The following is a 19,244-nucleotide window of genomic DNA, read 5'->3' as shown; positions in this document are numbered from 1 at the left end:
GCTCAGCGCAGGAACCAGCCATAGGGAAAACCATAGCGCCAGACATTGAACAATTCCGACGAGCTTTCGATGCCGCAAATATCCAGCGCGCGTCCCAGGTAGAACAGCATGCGGTCCCGCTCTTCCGACTCGATTGTCGTGAACCCGGCCAGCGTCCGCTTCATATGGCCCAGTACGACCGCGCGTCGCGGATGCGCCGGCAGGTCGTCGATCAGCGCCTGGATCGCGCTATCGGCGGCGAGCTGGGCGGCGGCACGTTCCGCCTCGTTGCGCGCGCCGGGATAAAACGTCGCATCATCCGGCCCGAACTTGCGCTCGCGCTTCAAGTCGGCGAGTCGCTCCAGCATGGCCGGCGTGACATTCAAGCGATGATCGCCCAGGCTCGTCGGCCATAGATAAAAGCTGAGGCCGGTGACGCCTGCGGCGACGAGGGCGGCAATGGCGATGAGGATCATGGCCAGGTATTTCATGCGGGCAGCGGCTTCTTGTCCGGTAGCAATTGATTGAGCCGGGTGATCTTCGCATGGATCGGTTATCGAAGCAACGAGGTTCGGGAGGCAGAATATCGCATCGGCCAGCGCCGCCAAATACACGGTGACTCGAAAATCGCACATCTGCAACAGATAGCGCTTGCCAATAATTTAATAATGTATTGATAATCGAGGAGATCGGTAACTCAACACTCCTCGGGGGTCACATGCGTACCAAAGCTTGCCTTGCGATCACACTCATCATGGCCGCGCTGCTTGGCTGGCAGCACCTGCACGGCGGCGTGCCGGCGCATCACCTGCTGGCCGACCCCAGCCTGCCCGCGCTGTCGAACTGGTGGGGCCTGTTGACCCTGCCGCTGCTGGCCTGGTTCCTGCTGGGACGCATCGAACGCCGGCGCGCCGCCAGGCCGCATGCGGCGCATGGCGATTTCGCCGCCTTCACGGGTGCCGTGGTGTTCGGCGCCGTGCTGTCGCTGCTGTTCACGGCGGGCCAGAACGGCGCGCTCGATACCTTGGTACAGGCACTGGCCCTGCTCGCGCTGTTCTATCCGATCCACCGCGCCGCCTGCGTGCTCGGCTTCGTGATCGGCATGACCTGGACCTTCGGGGCAGTGCTGCCGATGATGGCGGCAGCCGTCTTCGCAGCAGCCGGCGCGGCGATCTATTACGGCGTGCGCTTCATCTACGCGCGGGCGATGATGCAGCGGCGTTAAACCTCCGCCCACATCCTGAGCAGGTTGTGATAATGCCCGGTCAGCCCGACCGTGGCATCCGATTCGCCGTGCGCGGCGCGCAGCTTCTGGATGTTGGTGTCCAGCTCGAACAGCAGCGCGCGCTTGCTGTCCTCGCGCACCATGCTCTGGGTCCAGAGGAAGGAGGCGATGCGCTCGCCCTGCGTGACCGGCAAGACCTGGTGCACGCTGCCCGCAGGATAGACGATGGCGTCGCCCGCTGGCAGTTTGACCTCATGGGTGCCGTAGGCGTCGACCACGACCAGTTCCCCGCCCTCGTACTCGTCCGGCTCACTGAGGAACACGGTGGTCGAGACGTCGGCCCGGATCGCCGGCAGGCCGGGACGCTGGGCGCGGATGGCGCCGTCGACGTGCAGGCCGTAGTGCTCGCCGCCGCCGTAGCTGTTGAAGTAAGGCGCCAGGATGCGCAGCGGCAGGACCGACGAGAAGAACAGCGCATTAGCCATCAGCGCGGCGCTGACCGTCTGGCCGAGCTCGACGGCGAGCGGTGAGCCTTCTGCCAGCTGGCGGTTGCGTTTCACCTGCGCGCCCTGCGGGCCGACGCTGGCGCGGCCGTCGATCCAGTCGGTTTCCTGCAGGCGCTTACGCATCTGCGCGACCTGTTCCTGGCTGAGTACACCTGGGATATGGAGCATCATGGGCTGATTTCCTTTTCCGAAAATAGCGCGACCCTCCCCGCTTCAAGCAAGGAGGGCCGCGCAAAACATGTTCTGTCTTTTAGAACTTCAGGTTCGCCGTCAGGCTCGCCGAGCGGCCGGCACCCACGCCCGCATAGTGCGGCGAGGACACGCGGTCGAAGTAGAGCTTGTCGCCCAGGTTCTGGATGTTCAGCTGGAGCGCGATGTTCTTGTTCAGGTTGTAGCTGGCCATCGCATCGAAGCGGGTGTAGCTCGGCGCGTACTTCGTGTTGTTGATGTTGGCGTAGACCTTGTCCACGTAGTTCATGCCGATGCCGGCGCTGAAGTCCTTGTTGAAGGCATACGAGGTCCAGAGCGAGGCGCTGTGCTTCGGCGTGGTCGGGAAGATATTGCCGTTGTACGGAGACGGCTCGTAGCGCGGCGCGGCCGTGGTGCCGACGTTCAGGTAGCCGTTGTCGGCGACAATGCCGTCAAGCCAGGTGTAGCCGCCGAACACTTGCCAGGCATTGGTCAGCTTGCCCGAGAAGCCCAGCTCCAGGCCCTTCAGTTCCTTGCGGCCGACGTTCTGGCTGGTCCCGTCCGGCGAGGTGACGCGGGCATTGTTCATCTTGCTCTGGAACACGGCGGCGTTCAGCGACAGGCGGCTGTTCAGCACTTCCCACTTGGTGCCGAGTTCCCAGTTCTTGCTTTCCTGCGGCTGCAGGTTCTGCACTGCGACCGTCAGGCCGTCCAGACCGTCGCCGCCGTCGTTGCCTGGCGGCGTGGCCGAGGTCGCATACGAGACGTAGATGCTGCCGTTGGCGCTTGGCTTGTACACCAGGCCGGCCTGGTAGGTATCGAAGCTGGTGTCGACGCGCGCACGGGTGGCGGCGCTCGTCGGGCCGGCGGCGGTATCAAGCGCGGTCTTGAACTCGTCCCAGCGCGCGCCGATGTTCAGCATCCACTGCGGATTGAATTCGATGGTGTCGAAGGCATACACGGCGCGGGTGTTGGTCTTCACCTTGGTCAATGCCGGCGAAACGCTGCGGGTATAGACCCAAGGATCGTAGGGATTCGGATTGACCAGCGGTGCGCAGTTGTAGCCGGTGGCCGCGCCCGAGGTGGCGCAGGTCGTGTTGCCGGTCAACAGATTGTTGGTGCCTGGGGTGAACAGGTAGGCAGCGCGTTCGGTCGTCTCGCGGCTGAATTCGACGCCGGCATTGAAGCTGTGCTTGATCGCGCCGGTGCTCAGCTTGCCGGTCAGCGCGGTGGTGTTGGCCATCGTTTCCGTGTCGGTCACGCGGGTGTTGGCACGGCGCCAGACGGTGCCGTACAAGACCACGTTGCCCTTCGAATCGTCGGGCTGGGTCCAGACGAAGTCGTTCTTCGACTTGCCGTAGCGGGTGACGTTGCGCAGCACCAGGCCGCCGCCGAATTCGTGGCGCAGGTCGATGGTGCCGATGTCGGTTTTGGTGTCGCGGAAGTCGCGGTTGGCCAGGCCGTAGAAGGTCTCGCGCGGCACGTCGATCGGGGTGCCGTCGCCGTTCTTCGCGACGTTGGCGCCGGTCGTGAACGGGTTGTTGAACGGGATGCCGGTGTCCGGAATCTCGCTCGATTGCATGTGGTAGTAGCTGAGGATGGCTTTCGTCGGACCATTCAGGCCGAAGGTGACCGTCGGCGCGATGCCCCAGCGGTCGCCGCCGACGACGTCACGGCCGGCCACGTCCGCTTCGTGCGCCATCACGTTCAGGCGGAAAGCGGCATTGTTGCCCAGCGTGCGGTTGAGGTCGCCGGTGACGCGGCGGTATTTATCCGTGCCGATGCCGACCGAGGCGTTATTGAAATTATCCTGCTGGGCCGACTTGCTCACCAGATTGATGCCGCCGCCGGCCGAGGAGCGTCCGCCGTAGGCCGAGTTCGGCCCCTTCACGACTTCAACCTGTTCCAGGTTGAAGATCTCGCGCGACTGCGAGCCGGAATCGCGTATGCCGTCGACATAGGTGTCGGTCTGGGCGTTGTAGCCGCGGATAAAGACGTTGTCGCCGACCGGATTGCCGCCCTCGCCCGCGCCGACGGTGATGCCCGGCACGCTGCGCAGTGCGTCGGTCAGCGACACCGCCGCCGTTTGCGAGATGATTTCCTGGGGGATGACGCTGACCGATTTCGGGGTGTCCAGCAGGGGCGCCGTGAACTTGTCCGAGCTCGAGGCGACCGGCGCCTGGACGTCGCGGCGCGCGGCGCCGGTGACTTCGACCTTCGGGATCGTCGGGTCGACGTCCTTGTTGCCGCCGTCGGCCTGCGCCAGGGGCGCGGCCAGCGTGGCCAGCACGGCGAGTGCAGAACCGGTCAGGCCTGGCGCCGCATGCTTGCGGCTGCGGATGAAGGGGGAAGCGCTCGTTGCTGCTGGACTCGTCTTGGTCATGGTCATCGTCGGGTTGTTGCCTGCCCGGCTGCCGGCATCGCCTGCGAACGGGAGAAGAAATGAGAACGATTCGCATTATGATTTCTATTGGTGCATTTGGCAAGTATTGATGGGCTGGACCGGGAGCGCGCTGTGCTGCGGCAAGGCGGATGTGCACTTCGTACAACATCTGCCGCCGAGCCCCGCCCTCCCCGTTGTGTTCATGGCATGTGACCGAATCAACTACAATACCGGGGATAAGGGTTTATCATGACCCCTCGAACCTCACCTTTTACAAGAGACTCTTTCAGCGCTATGCGTCGTCCCTCCAAAGATTCATCCAACAAACTTTCCGCAGAAAGCCAGCGTCTCTCCAGCATTGCCCAGGCCATCGTGCAGTCCGCCAGCCGCGTGGAAGAACGCACCTGGGAACGCCAACTGGATGTGCAGCTGCAGAAACTGCTCAGGACCAACCACCAGGAAAGCATCGACGCCGCGCTCAACGCCCTGTTCAAGGACGACCTCGCCGCTTACGACGTGCTGATGGACGGCGTCGAGGCCGTCAGCGAATCGTCGACGATGGTCGAGCAGCAGGACGGCAAGGACGTGGCATGGCAGGCGCTGCTGGTGGCGGCGCCCATCCTGGCCTGGACGCGCTTCTCCATTGGCTCGGGCACGATCCCGGCGGAATTGCTGACCACCCTGTCGGCCCATTTCTCGGCCCACCTGCTGGCCGAAGGCGTGCAGATGGCGATGGCGCCGACCCTGTATGCGATCGACCAGCTGCCGCGCACCCATGCCGAAACCTATGCGCTGACGCACAAGCTGGCCCAGGCCGCGCACAAGGACGCGGGCGTCAAGCCGGCCGCGCGCGCGCCGGAAACTGCGCCCTTCCTGGCCGACACCCGCTACCTGCTGGTGGCGCTGGTCGCCCCGGCGAATGCGCCGCTGTTCCGCTGGCAGGAAACCCAGCACCAGCTCGACTTCGACAAGGAACGCGCGAACGCCCTGGCGGCCTGGCACGAACAGGCGACCGCCAACGTCGCGCGCATGCTGCCGGGCTGCGGCGTCGAGCTGCTGCTGCCGGAAGCGTATTACGTGGCCTGCCGCGAAGCCGACAAGGCGATCCGCCCGATCTCGATCCGCGCCGCCGTGCACTACCTGACCAATACCCTGGACCTGGAAGCGTCGGACCTGCGCGCCGTGATCGCCGGCTTCGGCGAGGAAGCGGCCGACGGCCAGATCGACGAATACCGCGTCGGCTTCACCCTGCGCCAGAGCGCCGAAGTCGTGTACGGCATCGTCTGGCCGCTGTATGGCCAGGAAGACGAGGAAGGCACGCCGATGGAAGGCCCGGGCGCGGGCGGCCTGTTGCCGGCGCCGCTGACCCCGATCAACGAGATCATCGCGCACCTGAACGAAGCGGGCATTACCCACATCAAGCGCATCAACGAGCTGTATGTCGCCGAGTACTGCGACGACTGCGGCGCGCCCCTGTTCGCCGATCCGACCGGAGAACTGGTGCATGCGGAGATGCCGGAAGATACGCCTGCGGGGACCGAGCATTTCCACTGAGCGGTCTGCGGTAGATTCATGAAAAATGGCGCTGAATCAGCGCCAGTTTTTATGCAGATTTTTTCTTAATGTAGGGGTGGGCCAGGCCAATGGCCTGGCCCACGGGTTCACCGGGCTCCCGAGCCCACGCGGTACGACGCTTGAGCCCATTTAACGTAAGCCGTCAACGGATCGCCGCGATCACCCGCTTGCCGAACTCGGCCACATTACCGCCGTGCCAGCGCCAGACGATCACCAGATCGTGCTCCGGCGAGACCAGGATCGTGTTGCTGCCCGCGCCCAGGGCGGCAAAGGCCGTGGCCGGCAAGCCCGGCAGGTTCTTGCCCCTGGTGTTGAGCCACCACAGGTAGCCGTAGTCCGGACCGTGGGCGCTCGGCGTCAATGCGTCCCTGACGTAGCTTGGGGGAAGTATCTGGCGTCCGTTCCAGGCGCCGCCGCGCAGCCACAGGTAGCCGAAGCGCGCCATGTCCCAGGAATTGATCCACATGCCGCCGCCCCAGCGCGTGCCGCCGCTGACCGACGCCACCTGCTTGCCGTTCAGCTCGACATAGCTGTTCGTGTAGGGCACCCACTTCCAGGTGTTCGAGGCGCCGATGACGTCCATCACCTGTTCCTGGAACACCTCGGGCACCGGTTTCCCGAACACACGCAGTAATGAGAGCGCAAAACGGTTGATGCGCACGTCGTTGTATTCGTAATGGCTGCCCGGCGCCTCGAGCGTGCGCGGCTTGCGTTCGCCGGCACCGAACTGCTCCTTGCCGACGAAATCCGCATTCTTGCCCCACAGGCTGCCTTCCCACTCGCTTTCCTGCTGCAGGTGGTGCTTCCAGGTGACGAGCGCATTGCGGTCCGAGGCATAGCCGCCGTCGCTGACGCGTTTTACCACTGGCTCGTCGAGCCTGGCGATGCGGCCGTCGCGCACGGCCACGCCGGCCACCGTCGACAACATGCTCTTCGCCACCGAATAGGTCGGGTCGACAAAGGCCGTGTCGCCGAACTCGGCCACGACATAACCCTTGTAGATGACGAGGCCGTTGGTGCGGGCGCGGCGTGTCGGCAGCGAGCCGAGGCGGCTGCCGAAGGTCGCTTCCTGGTCGGAGAAATCGAGGGCGCGTTCGGTTTCATGGCCTTGCGCGTACTGGACGGCGGCGGCCAGGCGTGCTGCGTCCATGCCGAGCTCGGCGGGCGCCTTGCGTGCCCACTCGCCGGCAGGCGGGAAATAGATCGAAGCTGGGGAGTTTGACGGCTGGGCGGCCTGCACGCCGGTGCCGGCCAGCAGCGCGCCCAGGCCGAGCGCGAGCGCGGTGCGCCGCGTGATGAAGGTCATGCCGGGTCCTTCCAGGAGGAATACGGATGGCGGATCAGGTTCGAATTGAAATAGCGGGCGTCGTGCGTGACCTCCTGGCCGATCCAGTCCGGCTTGTCGAAGGCTTCGTCCTCGCTGCCCAGCTCGATCTCGGCCACGACCAGCCCGGCATTCGCGCCCAGGAACTCGTCGACTTCCCAGGTGTGGCCTTTCAGCGCGATGCGGCGGCGGATCTTTTCGATCAGCGGCGCCTGGCACAAGCCGTCCAGCAGCTCGGCCGCCTCAGGCACGGGAATCGGGTATTCCCATTCGCCGCGGGTGGCACCCTGGCTCTTGCCCTTGATCGTCAGGAAGGCCCGCTCGCCTTCGATGCGCACGCGCACCACGCGCGCCGGGTCGCTGCTCAGGTAACCCTGGCGCAGCAGGACTGCTTCGCCCAGTGCGCGCCAGCCGTCGCCGGCTACCAGGAACTTCCGTTCGATCTCAAGGCCCATGCGCGACGCCTACAGGGTCAGTCCAGCGATTGCAGGATCGGCTGCAGGATCGCCGCACCCAGGGCGGCACTACGCGCGCCGTTCCAGCCGGTGTAGCTGTTGGGCAGGTTGGCGTTGTCCTTGAACGGCATTTCCAGCGTCAGCGACAGGCACTTGAAAGTGTGGCCGACGTATTTCGACGCCAGGGTCAGGAGTTCCTCGTTGTACTTGCTGGCGGCATAGCCGTAGACGTTCTGGAAGTCCGGGCTGGCGGCCATGTACTGCGCCACGAAGGCTTTCTGGCGCGCTTCGCGCTCGGGCGTGAAATCGGCCAGCATCTCGTTGCCGGCCACGAAGTTGTACGGCAGGGCTTCGTCGCCATGGATGTCGAAGAACATGTCGACGCCGGTCTCGTGGATCTTGTTCTTCACGCACAGAACTTCCGGGCTGCGCTCCAGCGTCGGCGTCATCCACTCGCGGTTCAGGTTGGCGCCGGCCGCGTTGGTGCGCAGGTTGCCGCGCACCGAGCCGTCCGGATTCATGTTCGGCACGATGTAGAACACGGCGCGCTGCAGCAGCTTGCGCGCGATCGGATTGGCGTCGTCGAGCAACGCATCCATCATGCCTTCGACATACCATTCGGCCATGGTTTCGCCCGGGTGCTGGCGCGCGATGACCCAGATCTTCTTTTCTGCGGCAGGATTGCCGATCACCACCATGTTCATGTCGCGACCATCGACCGTGGTGCCGATGTCATGCACGCGCGCGATCGGGTTCTCGGCCACTTCGCCCAGCAGGCGCAGGTGGCGCTCCCAGGTGTAAGGCTCGAAATAGGCGTAATAGATGCTGTCCAGTTCCGGCGTGTGATTCACCGTCATCACCTTGCCGTCGAAGCTGGTCGGCACGCGGAACCAGTTCTCGGTGTCGTAGCTCGCGCACACCTGGTAATCCTCGAAGCCCTTCGGATAGGTGGCCTGGCCGGCATTCAGGAAACGGATCGTGCAGGCCTGGCCGCGCGCGCCTTGCAGGCGGAAGTGGAACCACTGGTGGATGTCCGCGTTGTTGTCGCTACGCAGGTTCAGGTCGATCTGTTTTGCGCTGTCCGCTTGCACCACCTCGATGGCGCCCGAATCGAAATGCTGGCTGATTTTGATAGGCATGGCTGATCCTTTGTTGGCCTGGTCGGAACTGTGGAAGATGATACCGGATTTGCTTGCGCGGCCGTTCGTTTGCACGGCAGGGTGGCTGCCAAACGGCAGGGTGGTTGCCAAACGGTAGCCACCCCCTCCTCGCCCTCGCTGCTCAGGCGTCGAGGTCGATCAGGTCGGCGCTATAGGCGGCCATGATCTGGCGCAGCAGCTCGACGTTGCTGCGGTCGAGCACGAGGACCAGATGCGGTTCGCGGTCGAGATTGAAGGCCATGCGCAGCTTGCCCGGCAGTTCGCGGCAGTTCAGCGACAGCGCGCGCGGGTTGGCTGGATTGTCCCAGTCCTGCTGGGTGATCTGGGGTCCGGCCGGTGGCGGCTGCAGGCGCGGATCCTGGTTGACCGGCATGTGCTTGAGCAGCCAGAAGACGATGGACGCCGGAATGTGCAGGCAGAGATCGCTCGCGCCTTGCGTGGAGAACTTGGCAAGCAGCGAATTGCCCACGCGATCGCACGACATGGACATGCTCTTGACTTCACGAATGACCGCTTCTTTCACGACGGGATTCCTCAGGATAGTTGAAAAAGGCGCAGCGATTCTACCCCATCCCGTCCGGCTTTAGTGTAGCTCCGGAAAGAAAACGGGGAGCTTTGCGCTCCCCGTATGGATTCGTCCTCCGCTCCATGCTGGCGGCCGCTGGCGGCCGGCACGGCGCGATGGAATGTTACTCTTTCGAGCTGCGGCCGCCGCTCTTCGAGGAGCTGCGCGAGCTGCTGCCCGAGCCGGCGCTGGCCGACTGGCGGTTGCCGTGGCTCATGCTGCCGGCGCGGCGTGCTTCTTCGGACGTGAATTCGTGCGCGGTACCCTTCTGGTGAGCAGCCTTGCCGCCCTGGCTGGCGATTTCGCGCTGGCGCTGCGGATCCATCGAGGCGAAGCCGCGGTTGCGGGTGCCGCCGCCGGCGCTCTGGCTGTTGGATTGGTTACCGCCCTGTTTGTTACCTTGGTTGCTCGAAGCCATGATGTGTTCTCCCTGTTCACATAATAAACCGCCGCGTCCTGCGGCAGGCTGCCCCACCCATCGGTCACACGCCGATGAGCGAAGGTCGAATTCATAGTAGGCATGCGAATTAGATGAGGGTATAGGACATTTTCAGATGACTTTGTAGGACTACAGGCGACAGAAAATGCCCTTACGAAATAGGGTTCTTTTGATCACTTTTCCCATCAGTTTTTGTCCTACACACTACCGATGCATCTTCCTATACTGGAACGACAAAGGGGCGCGCATGATGGCAGGATGAAGCGGCGTCGGCGGGTCTTGATCGACGGCGTCCGCCCGCAAAACCGTTTTTGAAAGGAAACGCCATGGATGCGAACCAACGCAGCGAAATGAACAACCAGACGAACAACGGCGGCAACGAAAAGTGGAACAAGAACGCCAAGGGCAAGACGGCGCCCGACGCTCCGCTCGACCACACCTATCCGCAAGGCGCCTCGCAGCAGCAGGGCCGCCAGGGCGTCGACCAGATGGGCACGCAGCAGAGCGGCATGGGTCCCGGCCAGTTTGCCGAGGACAGCAGCCGCTGGGACTTGCCAGGCGGCTCGATGCAGACCCAGCAGAGCGGCGGCAGCGGTCCGCAGCAGGGCCTGACCGACAGCCACCAGCGCCAGATGGAACAGCACTCTTCCGCATGGGGCGAGCTGGAACTGCCGGTGGGACGCCGCGCACGTGATTCAGGCACCTCCCTGCTGCACCATGAAGGCACGCATGCCGGCAACACCCAGGCGGCCAGCCGCATGAATCCGCAGGATCCGCGCCAGCCCGAGCTGCAGGGCGGTTCGCTCGGCCACCACCATGGCGTGGGCGCGTCAATGCAATCGAGCCAGGGCGTGCAGTCGAGCCAGGGCGGCCGATCGGGCGAATCCGGCCAGTACGGCGGCGGCGAAGGCAGCCGCGGCGCATCGCAGCAGGCCAACAATCAGGGCGCGCAGCAAAGCACCGACCGCGCCGGCTCGCAGACCGGCGCGCAGGGTAACGAAGCGCGCGAGGACACTTCCCAGTCGCACCAGTCGAACGACACCACCGGTGGCCTGCCGCGCAGCCCGGGCAATTCCGGCCCGCGCAGCGAGAATCCGGGCTGGCGTCCGGGCGGCAGCATGCAGCAGGACCCGGACCGCGTGCACGAATCGAACGATGCCGCCGGCGGCTATCCGAAGAGCCCGGCCGGTGCGAACAAACTGGCGGGCGACCGCAAGATGGACGACGACACCGGTTTTTCGCGCGGTTGAACCGTCACGCTTGATACCTTGAATCAGCCCCGGCGGTGCGCGAGCGCCGGCCGGGTCTGGCCACGCCCGCCTCGAGCGGGCATTTTTTTGTCCTGCCGCCGGCTTGTCCTCGTCACTTAACTGAACTCGGCCATCGGATCATTCCTACACATACTGAGCAATATTGTGAGGATTTTTCCGGCCTGATCCGGAGAACGGAGGAGGTAAAGGGTTCCCCGAAATACCTGAACTGTATTTGACCCATCACAGCAATCGCATGTAACCGGAAGTGCGGCGCGCTGGTCCAACTCCCAATGCATTCGAGGACGGGAGCATGGAAGCCGCCAGCGCGACGAGCAGCCAAAGGACCAGCGAGACCCGCATCGGGGCCGAGTTGTGGGAAGTGCTCGCGCGCCATCGCGCACGCGTCGTCGCGGCCGTCATCCTGCTGCTGGTCGCCAAGCTCGCCACCGTGGCCGCCCCCCTGCTGCTCAAGCGCATCATCGACGCCTTTTCGGGCAGCACGCTGCCTGTGCAGCTGCCGCTCTACTTACTGGTCGGCTATGCCGTTCTACGGTTTTCCTCGACCCTGTTCAACGAATGGCGCGACCTGCTGTTCGTGCGCGTCACGCTGGCGGCGGTCTCGGCCTATGCACAAAAAACCTTCGCCCACCTGCATGCGCTGGGTCCGCGCTTTCATGCCCGGCGCAAGCTCGGCAGCCTGCTGCCCGATATCGACCGCGGCACCAGCGGCATCGCCTTCCTGCTCGGGATCGGCCTGTTCACCATTGTCCCCACCCTGGTCGAGATCGGCCTGGTGCTGGCCATCATGCTCAGCCGCTACGAGGCCGGCTTCGCCGGCATCATTCTCCTCACCTTCCTCGTGTATGCCGGCTTCACCCTGGTCTTCACGGCGCGCCGCGTCATCTACCAGCGGCGCGTCAACAAGCTCGACTCGCGCGCCAAGGGCCAGCTGGCCGACAGCCTGATCAACTACGACACCGTCAAGTACTTCACCAACGAAGCCTTCGAGGGCCAGCGCTTTGCCGGCATCATGGGCGACTGGCGCGCGGCCGGCGTAGCCAACCAGCGCGCCCTGTTCACCCTGCACGTTGGCCAGAGCGCCCTCATCGCGCTCGGCGTGGCGGCCATCATGGTGCTGGCGGGCCAGGCCGTGTTGGCGCGCCGCATGAGCGTGGGCGACCTGGTGCTGATCAACGCCTACGCCCTGCAGGTCTGCCTGCCGCTGAACGCACTCGGCTTCGTCTATCGCGAGGCACGCGACGCCTGGGTCAATGCCGAACGCCTGTTCGCGCTGCTGCGCGAACAGCCCGAGATCGCCGACCTGCCGGATGCGCCGGCGTTGCGTGTCGGCGCCGGCGACATCGTGTTCGAGCACGTCCACTTCCACTACGAACCGGGGCGGCCGGTGCTCGTCGACCTCAACCTGCGCATCGCCGCCGGTACCACGGTGGCCGTGGTCGGGCGCAGCGGCTCGGGCAAGTCGACCCTGGCGCGCTTGCTGCTGCGCTACTACGACCCGGCCAGCGGACGCATCCTCGTCGACGGCCAGGACATCGCACGGGTAGCGGCCGCCAGCGTGCGCCAGGCAATCGGCGTCGTGCCGCAGGACACGGCGCTGTTCAACGACACCCTCGGCAGCAACATCGCCTATGGCCGGCTCGGCAGCACCCACGGCGAGGTCGTCGCCGCCTGCCGCGCCGCCCAGCTGCACGACCTGATCGCCGCGCTGCCGCTGAAGTACGAGACCCCGGTCGGCGAGCGCGGCGTGAACATTTCCGGCGGCGAAAAGCAGCGTATCGCGATCGCCCGCGCCATCCTCAAGGATCCGCCGATCCTGATCTTCGACGAAGCGACATCGGCACTTGATTCAGATTCAGAACACGCGATCACGCAGGAACTCGACCGTTTGTCGCGCAATCGAACCACTCTCATCATCGCGCACCGCCTTTCCACGGTCGTCAATGCCCACCTGATCGTCGTCATGGACCGGGGCCGCATCGTCGAGCAGGGCAGCCACGCCGAGCTGCTGCGGCGCCGGGGCATGTACGCGCGGCTGTGGCTGCTGCAACAGCGGATGGACAAGGAAACGCCGCATTAAACAAAACGGGAGAGAGCATGTCAGCAATCACGCCAAGAACAGCCAGCAGCGCGATCGCCGTCTCGGTCGTGGTGCCGACCTGCGGGCGGATGGACTTGCTCGACCGTTGCCTGGACGCCCTTACCCGCCAGAGCCTGCCCGGTTCCTCCTTCGAGATCATCGTCGTCGACGACGAGCCCAGCCACAATACCCTGCACCTGGTCGCCGGCTGGCGTGCCCGCACCCTCGAGCGCGGCCCGCGCCTGGTCTACCTTCCGAACAGCAACGAGCATGGCCCGGCCGCCGCCCGCAACCTCGGCTGGCGCAGCGCCCAGGCGCCACTGATCGCCTTTACCGACGAGGACACCGTGCCCTCGCCCGCCTGGCTGGCGCATGGGCTGGCCGCCTTCGGCGACGAGGTCGACGTCCTGTGCGGGCGGCTCGACGCGCCCCTGCCGGCACGCCCGACCGAAGCCCAGCGCGCCGCGCGCCAGGCCGCGAGCGACGCCTTTTGCGTCGCCAACTGCTTCTGCCGCAGGAAGCTGCTGGAGTCGCTCGACGGCTTCGACGAACGCTTCGAGCAGGCCCGCCACTGTGATGCCGACTTCCACTTCCGCCTGCTGGCATCGGGCGCGCGCATCGTCCGTGTGCCCGAGGCCCTGGTGGTGCAGCCGGTGCGTCCGGCCCCCTGGGGCGCCAGCCTGCTGCGCACGCGCGCTGCCGCCTTCGACGCCCTGCTCTACAAGAAGCATCCGCAGCTGTACCGCGAACGCATCGCGGCCGCGCCGCCCTTGGACCACTACCTCTCGGTGGCGGCCCTGCTCGTCACGCTCGGCGCCCTGCTGGCTGCGGCGGACACCGTCGCGCTCCTTGCCGGAGTCCTGTGGCTGGGACTCACGGCGCGCCTGTGTTTGCGGCGCCTGCGCGGCACCGCCCGCAGCTTTTCGCACGTCGCCGACGTCGTCCTCACCTCGGCCCTGATTCCGCCATTGGCCGTGTTCTGGCGCCTGGCCGGGGCCATCCGCTACCGCGTCCGTTTCACCTGAGGTCCCCATGCGCCGACTCAAGATCCTGACCTGGCATACGCACGGCAGCTACCTGTACTACCTGTCGCAGGTGCCGCACGATTTCTACGTGCTGTCGAAACCCGGGAGACCACCCGGCTATGGCGGACGCGCCGGCCACTTCCCCTGGGGCGACAACGTGCATGACCTGCCGGTCGAGGCGGCGCACGCGCAGGAGTTCGACTGCATCCTGTTCCAGGACGACCACCAGTGGGAAGAAGACCAGTTCGTCTTCCTGACGGCGGCCCAGCGCGCGCTGCCGCGCATCTACCTCGAACACGATCCGCCGCGCGCCCACCCCACCGACACCCCGCACCCCGTCGACGATCCCGGCGTGCTGCTGGTGCACGTCACGCCCTTCAACGAGCTGATGTGGGACAACCGGCGCACGCCCACCCGCGTGATCGAGCACGGCGTGCTGGTGCCCGAGTCCGTGCGCTACCTCGGCGCCCTCGAGCGCGGGCTGGTCGTCAGCAACCATCTCGCCCGCCGCGGTCGGCGCATGGGACCCGACCTGTTCCTGCAGGCGCGCAGCCAGCTGCCGCTCGACCTGGTCGGCATGGCAGCCGAAGAGCTGGGCGGACTCGGCGAAGTGCAGCACGCGCAATTACCGGCCTTCGCGGCGCGCTACCGTTTTCTCTTCAGCCCGATTCGCTATTCCAGCCTGGGCCTGGCCGTCATCGAAGCGATGATGGTCGGCATGCCCGTGGTCGCGCTCGCCACGGCCGAGATGGCGACCGTCATCGACGACGGCGCCAACGGCTTCATCGATACCCGCGTCGAGCGCCTGTTCGACTGCATGCGCGACCTGCTGCGCAGCCCCTCGCTGGCGCGCGACCTGGGCCAGGCCGCACGGCGCCGCGCCCAGGAGCGCTTTTCGATCGAGCGCTTCAGCGCCGACTGGGACGCCGCCTTCCGCCATGTCACCGGCACAGCCGCCCGCGGGAGCACTGCGTGACGACGAATACCATGAGGCTGAACGAACAGCCCGCGCGTACCCCATCCACCGCGCCGCCCGCCAGGCTGGCCTTCATCAGCGAGCACGCCTCGCCGCTGGCGCCGCCGGGCAGCATCGATTGCGGCGGCCAGAATGTCTATGTCGCCAACCTGGCGCGCGAACTGGCCCTGGCCGGCGCCCGCATCGACATCTTCACGCGGCGCGACGCGCCCGGGCAAAGGCAGCTCGTGCCGCTGTGCGAGGGCGTGCGCGTGGTGCACGTGCCGGCCGGCCCGCCGCGCTACGTGCCGAAGGAGCAGCTGCTGCCCTGGATGTCCCATTTCGCCCGCTTCGTGACCCGCTTCACGCGGCGCCAGGCGCTGCCCTACGACATCGTCCACGCCAACTTCTTCATGTCCGGCATGGTCGCCCAGCAGCTCAAGCTCGCGCTCGGCATTCCCTACGTGATCACCTTCCACGCCCTCGGCCAGGTACGCCGCCTGGCCCAGGGCGCGCTGGATGCCTTCCCGCCCGAGCGCAGCCGGATCGAAGCCGCGCTGATGCGCCAGGCCGACCGCATCATCGCCGAATGCGCCCAGGACCGGCTCGACATGGAGCAGTTGTACGGAGCGGCGCCGGAGCGCATCACAGTGGCGCCTTGCGGCTTCGATCCGGCGGAATTGTGGCCCGTGCCGCGCGCCGCGGCGCGTGCGCAGCTGGGCCTGCCGCCCGAACGCTTCACCGTGCTCCAGCTCGGGCGCATGGTGCCGCGCAAGGGCGTCGACACCGTCATCCAGGGCCTGGCCGTGCTGCGCGAGCGGCACGGCGTCGACGCCGAACTGCTGGTCGCCGGCGGCGGCCAGCAGTTCGGCGTCGACGCCGCCAGCGACCCGGAACTGGCCCGGCTCGGCGCGCTCGCGCACCAGCTCGGCATCGGCGGCCAGGTGCGCTTCGTCGGCCAGCAGCCGCGCGCGGCCCTGCGCCTGTGGTACGGCGCCGCCGACGTCTTCGTCACCACACCCTGGTATGAACCCTTCGGCATCACCCCGGTCGAAGCGATGGCTTGTGCCCGGCCCGTGATCGGTTCCGAAGTCGGCGGCATCAAGAGCACGGTCGTGGACGGCCTTACCGGCTTCCTGATCCCCTCGCGCGATCCGCGCGCGCTGGCCGAGCGCCTGGCCCAGCTCCACGCCGATCCGGCGCTGGCCCTGCGCATGGGCGAGGCCGGCTTGCGGCGCGCCTACCGCCACTACACCTGGCGCGCGGTCGCGCAGCAGGCCGCGGCCGTGTACGCGGCGGTACTCGAACAAGCCCGGAGCCCCGCGGCATCCGGCATTACCACCCTCTAGGAGCCAACATGGTATCGACGCAGAAAGCGCAAGCTGCGCAAAGCGAGCAACAGCGAGCGCAGGCCGGCCAGGCCGGGCTGCGCGGCAGGACCGTCTTCATCACCGGCGCGGCCAGCGGCCTGGGCGCCGCGCTGGCCGAGGTGCTGGCCGCTGCCGGCGCCGACATCGTGGCCACCGACATCCGCGCCGCCGCGCTCGACGCGGGCGCCGAACAGTTGCGCGGCAAGGGCGTGAAGGTGCACACGATCGGCTTCGACGTGGCCGATCCGGACCAGGCACGGCGCGCCGTGGCCGAGGCGCTCGAGGTCATGGGCCGGCTGGACGTCCTGGTCAACAATGCCGGGACCGACGTCACCTTGCCGATCGACGAATTGAGCGAAGAAGACTGGCTGCGCGTCATCGGCACCAACCTGAATGGCCCGTTCCTGCTGGCCAAGCATGCGGCCGCCCACATGCGCCAGGCGGGCAGCGGCTACATCGTCAACGTGAGCTCGACGGCGGCCAAGCGCGCCTGGCCGAACGCGAGCGCCTACCACGCCAGCAAATGGGGCTTGCTCGGCCTGTCGCACGCGCTGCATGCGGAGCTGCGCCCGCACGGCATCCGCGTCACGGCGGTGGTGGCCGGCGGCATGCGCACGCCTTTCCTGCTCGACCGTTTTCCCGATCTCGATCCGGGTGTGCTGCAAGACCCGCTCAACGTGGCCGAAGCCATCCGCGCGGTGCTGCTGATGCCGCCCGAGACCGTCATTGCCGAGCTGACCGTGCTGCCGCTGCGTGAAACCTCCTGGCCCTGACATGAAGGCGATCTTCCTCGACAAGGATGGGACGCTGGTCGACAACGTGCCGTACAACGTGGAGCCGCACCGCATCCGGCTCAGTAGCGGGGCCGGGCCTGCCTTGCGCCTGCTGGCCAGGCTCGACTACCGTTTCTTCGTCGTCAGCAACCAGGGCGGGATTGCCCTGGGACGCTTCGGCGAAGACGCCATGGAGGTGGTGAGCGACCGCCTGTCCGACCTGCTGTTTCGGGAACACCTCAGCCTCGACGGCTTTTATTATTGCCCGCACGACCCGGGCGGCAGCGTCGCACCCTATGCGGTCGCCTGCCATTGCCGCAAGCCGCTTCCCGGCCTGCTGCTCAGGGCCGCCGCCGAGCACGGCATCGACCTGGGCGCATCGTGGATGATCGGCGACATCCTGCACGACGTCGAGGCCGGCAACCGCGCCGGCTGCCGCACCGTCCTGCTCGACAACGGCAACGAAACCGAATGGCGGCTCGGGCCGCGCCGCATTCCAACCCGCATGGCGCCCGACCTGTACGCCGCCGCGGTCCTGATCGCCGGCTACGACGACCAGGCGCATACCGATGGCCACTCCTATGCTTAGTCCGATGCCTGGTCCCATGCCAAGCCGCTGGAACGACGCAGCCCACCTGCTCTGCGTGCGGCTCGATTCGCTCGGGGACGTGCTGATGTGCACGCCCGCGCTGCGCGCCCTGCGCGCGCAATGCCCGCAGCGCCGGCTCACCCTGCTCACCTCGCCCGCCGGCGCCGCCCTCGGCCCTTACCTGCCCGAGGTCGACGCCGTGCTTGCCTACGAGGCGCCATGGATGAAGAGTAGCGCGGCCGCTGCGCCCGCCACCCACATCGACTGGATCGCCAGGCTGGCCGGACAGCACTTCGACGGCGCCGTCATCTTCACCTGCTACAGCCAGAGCGCCCTGCCTGCGGCCCTGCTGTGCCAGCTCGCCGGCATTCCCCTGCGCGCGGCCTATTGCCGCGAAAAGCCCTACCAGTTACTGACGGACTGGATCCTTGACCCCGAACCGGGCGCCATGGTGCGCCACGAGGTGCAGCGCCAGCTCGACCTCGTGCGCCATCTCGGCGCCGAGATCATGGACGAGCGGCTTTCCTTCGCTCCCGGCGCGGGCGAGATGGACGCCGTGCGTAGCCGCCTGCGCCAGGCCGGCATCGACCCGGATACACGCTGGCTGGCGCTGCATCCCGGCGCCAGCGCGCCGGCCAGGCGTTATCCAGGGCGCCACTGGAGTACGCTGGTGAAGGAATTGAGCGAACGCATAGGCTGTCCGCTGGTGTTGACCGGCGGCGCGCATGAAATGGGATTGATCGATGCCATCGAGATTCCTCCTGGCGCCCGCGTGCTGTCGCTGGCCGGCCAGCTCGGCATCGGCGAACTGGGCGCCCTGCTGGCGCAAGCCTCGCTCATGATCAGCAACAACACGGGCCCTGCCCACATCGCCGCCGCGGTCGGCACCCCGGTGGTCGACCTGTATGCACTCACCAACCTGCAGCACACGCCCTGGCGCGTGCCCAGCCGGGTGCTGAACCACGACGTCGCCTGCCGCAACTGCCACCGCAGCATCTGCCCCGAGGGACACCACGACTGCATGGAAAAGCTGGCGCCGAGCCAGGTGGTGGATGCGGTGTGCAGCCTGCTCAAGCAGACCGAGGGATACCGGCTCAGGGAGGCGATATCGGACGAAGCCTGCCCGTGACGGAGCCGCTGGCTGTGTCGAGTACATGTTGGGGGAATGCGCGTAGAAAAGAAAAAGGCCACTCCGAAGAGTGGCCTCAATCCTTGATTCTCTTGGTCGGGGCGAGAGGATTCGAACCTCCGACCCCCTGCACCCCATGCAGGTACGCTACCAGGCTGCGCTACGCCCCGACGAGCCAGCAATTATACCTGAGACAGAAATTTTGTCAGGCTTTTGTGATGCCTAAAGCAAGTTTTTGCCAAGGCCGACGAT

General features: G+C 66.2%; 18 protein-coding genes and 1 tRNA gene. 10 read left to right on the top strand and 9 right to left on the bottom strand.

The window, feature by feature from the left end; genetic code table 11:
- Positions 1–2: 2 nt before the first annotated feature.
- Positions 3–470: a DUF4844 domain-containing protein gene (locus tag C2862_RS09380; protein ID WP_136219859.1), complete on the bottom strand. Its 468-nt coding sequence runs from the start codon at positions 468–470 to the stop codon at positions 3–5.
- 227 nt (positions 471–697) lie between these two features.
- Between C2862_RS09380 and C2862_RS09375 the strand changes: the two genes are divergently transcribed.
- The gene (locus C2862_RS09375; protein WP_136219858.1) at positions 698–1,204 is read left to right on the top strand and encodes a hypothetical protein; all 507 of its coding nucleotides are present in this window, start codon (positions 698–700) and stop codon (positions 1,202–1,204) included.
- On the opposite strand, the gene C2862_RS09370 is transcribed toward C2862_RS09375, so the two are convergent.
- The gene (locus tag C2862_RS09370) at positions 1,201–1,881 is read right to left on the bottom strand and encodes a Fe2+-dependent dioxygenase (RefSeq protein ID WP_136219857.1); all 681 of its coding nucleotides are present in this window, start codon (positions 1,879–1,881) and stop codon (positions 1,201–1,203) included. The two genes, C2862_RS09375 and C2862_RS09370, sit on opposite strands and share 4 nt — an antisense overlap.
- Before the next feature lie 79 nt (positions 1,882–1,960).
- Positions 1,961–4,282: a TonB-dependent siderophore receptor gene (locus C2862_RS09365; RefSeq protein WP_136219856.1), complete on the bottom strand. Its 2,322-nt coding sequence runs from the start codon at positions 4,280–4,282 to the stop codon at positions 1,961–1,963.
- Positions 4,283–4,576: 294 nt separating this feature from the next.
- Between C2862_RS09365 and C2862_RS09360 the strand changes: the two genes are divergently transcribed.
- Positions 4,577–5,836, top strand: a complete 1,260-nt coding sequence (locus C2862_RS09360) for a DUF2863 family protein (protein ID WP_136219855.1) — start codon at positions 4,577–4,579, stop codon at positions 5,834–5,836.
- 163 nt (positions 5,837–5,999) lie between these two features.
- Here the strand turns inward: C2862_RS09360 and C2862_RS09355 are convergent, their stop codons facing one another.
- From C2862_RS09355 to C2862_RS09335, 5 genes are all read right to left on the bottom strand, one after another.
- Positions 6,000–7,163: a serine hydrolase gene (locus C2862_RS09355; protein WP_136219854.1), complete on the bottom strand. Its 1,164-nt coding sequence runs from the start codon at positions 7,161–7,163 to the stop codon at positions 6,000–6,002.
- On the bottom strand, positions 7,160–7,636 hold the full coding sequence (locus C2862_RS09350) for a CYTH domain-containing protein (protein ID WP_136219853.1): 477 nt from the start codon (positions 7,634–7,636) through the stop codon (positions 7,160–7,162). Before C2862_RS09350 ends, C2862_RS09355 begins: the two co-directional genes overlap by 4 nt.
- Positions 7,637–7,653: 17 nt before the next feature.
- The gene (locus tag C2862_RS09345) at positions 7,654–8,775 is read right to left on the bottom strand and encodes a M14-type cytosolic carboxypeptidase (RefSeq protein ID WP_136219852.1); all 1,122 of its coding nucleotides are present in this window, start codon (positions 8,773–8,775) and stop codon (positions 7,654–7,656) included.
- A 142-nt stretch (positions 8,776–8,917) separates the two neighbouring features.
- Positions 8,918–9,280 (bottom strand): hypothetical protein, encoded by a 363-nt coding sequence (locus C2862_RS09340; RefSeq protein ID WP_136219851.1) that lies wholly within the window; start codon positions 9,278–9,280, stop codon positions 8,918–8,920.
- A 205-nt stretch (positions 9,281–9,485) separates the two neighbouring features.
- Positions 9,486–9,779, bottom strand: a complete 294-nt coding sequence (locus C2862_RS09335; RefSeq protein ID WP_136219850.1) for a KGG domain-containing protein — start codon at positions 9,777–9,779, stop codon at positions 9,486–9,488.
- A gap of 347 nt (positions 9,780–10,126) precedes the next feature.
- Here C2862_RS09335 and C2862_RS09330 point away from each other — a divergent pair, with 347 nt between their 5' ends.
- From C2862_RS09330 to C2862_RS09295, 8 genes are all read left to right on the top strand, one after another.
- A complete protein-coding gene (locus tag C2862_RS09330) occupies positions 10,127–11,050 on the top strand; it encodes a hypothetical protein (RefSeq protein ID WP_136219849.1) in 924 nt (307 codons plus the stop codon).
- A gap of 313 nt (positions 11,051–11,363) precedes the next feature.
- Positions 11,364–13,151, top strand: a complete 1,788-nt coding sequence (locus C2862_RS09325) for an ABC transporter ATP-binding protein/permease (protein WP_136219848.1) — start codon at positions 11,364–11,366, stop codon at positions 13,149–13,151.
- A 17-nt stretch (positions 13,152–13,168) separates the two neighbouring features.
- Positions 13,169–14,176, top strand: a complete 1,008-nt coding sequence (locus tag C2862_RS09320; RefSeq protein ID WP_136219847.1) for a glycosyltransferase family 2 protein — start codon at positions 13,169–13,171, stop codon at positions 14,174–14,176.
- A gap of 7 nt (positions 14,177–14,183) precedes the next feature.
- Positions 14,184–15,152, top strand: a complete 969-nt coding sequence (locus C2862_RS09315) for a glycosyltransferase family 4 protein (RefSeq protein ID WP_136219846.1) — start codon at positions 14,184–14,186, stop codon at positions 15,150–15,152.
- A complete protein-coding gene (locus C2862_RS09310) occupies positions 15,149–16,480 on the top strand; it encodes a glycosyltransferase (protein ID WP_229467358.1) in 1,332 nt (443 codons plus the stop codon). The genes C2862_RS09315 and C2862_RS09310 overlap by 4 nt, the downstream gene beginning before the upstream one ends.
- 8 nt (positions 16,481–16,488) lie before the next feature.
- Positions 16,489–17,274, top strand: coding sequence for an SDR family oxidoreductase (locus C2862_RS09305; RefSeq protein ID WP_136219845.1), 786 nt, complete (start codon positions 16,489–16,491; stop codon positions 17,272–17,274).
- 1 nt (position 17,275) lies between these two features.
- Positions 17,276–17,863 (top strand): HAD-IIIA family hydrolase, encoded by a 588-nt coding sequence (locus C2862_RS09300; RefSeq protein ID WP_136219844.1) that lies wholly within the window; start codon positions 17,276–17,278, stop codon positions 17,861–17,863.
- A 4-nt stretch (positions 17,864–17,867) separates the two neighbouring features.
- Positions 17,868–18,992, top strand: coding sequence for a glycosyltransferase family 9 protein (locus tag C2862_RS09295; RefSeq protein ID WP_229467357.1), 1,125 nt, complete (start codon positions 17,868–17,870; stop codon positions 18,990–18,992).
- 93 nt (positions 18,993–19,085) lie between these two features.
- Here the strand turns inward: C2862_RS09295 and C2862_RS09290 are convergent.
- Positions 19,086–19,162, bottom strand: a tRNA-Pro gene (locus tag C2862_RS09290).
- Positions 19,163–19,244 lie beyond the last annotated feature (82 nt).

This window comes from Massilia sp. Mn16-1_5, assembly GCF_004798585.1.
GTDB lineage: Bacteria > Pseudomonadota > Gammaproteobacteria > Burkholderiales > Burkholderiaceae_D > Telluria.
This window is presented reverse-complemented; position numbering and strand designations above follow the sequence as displayed.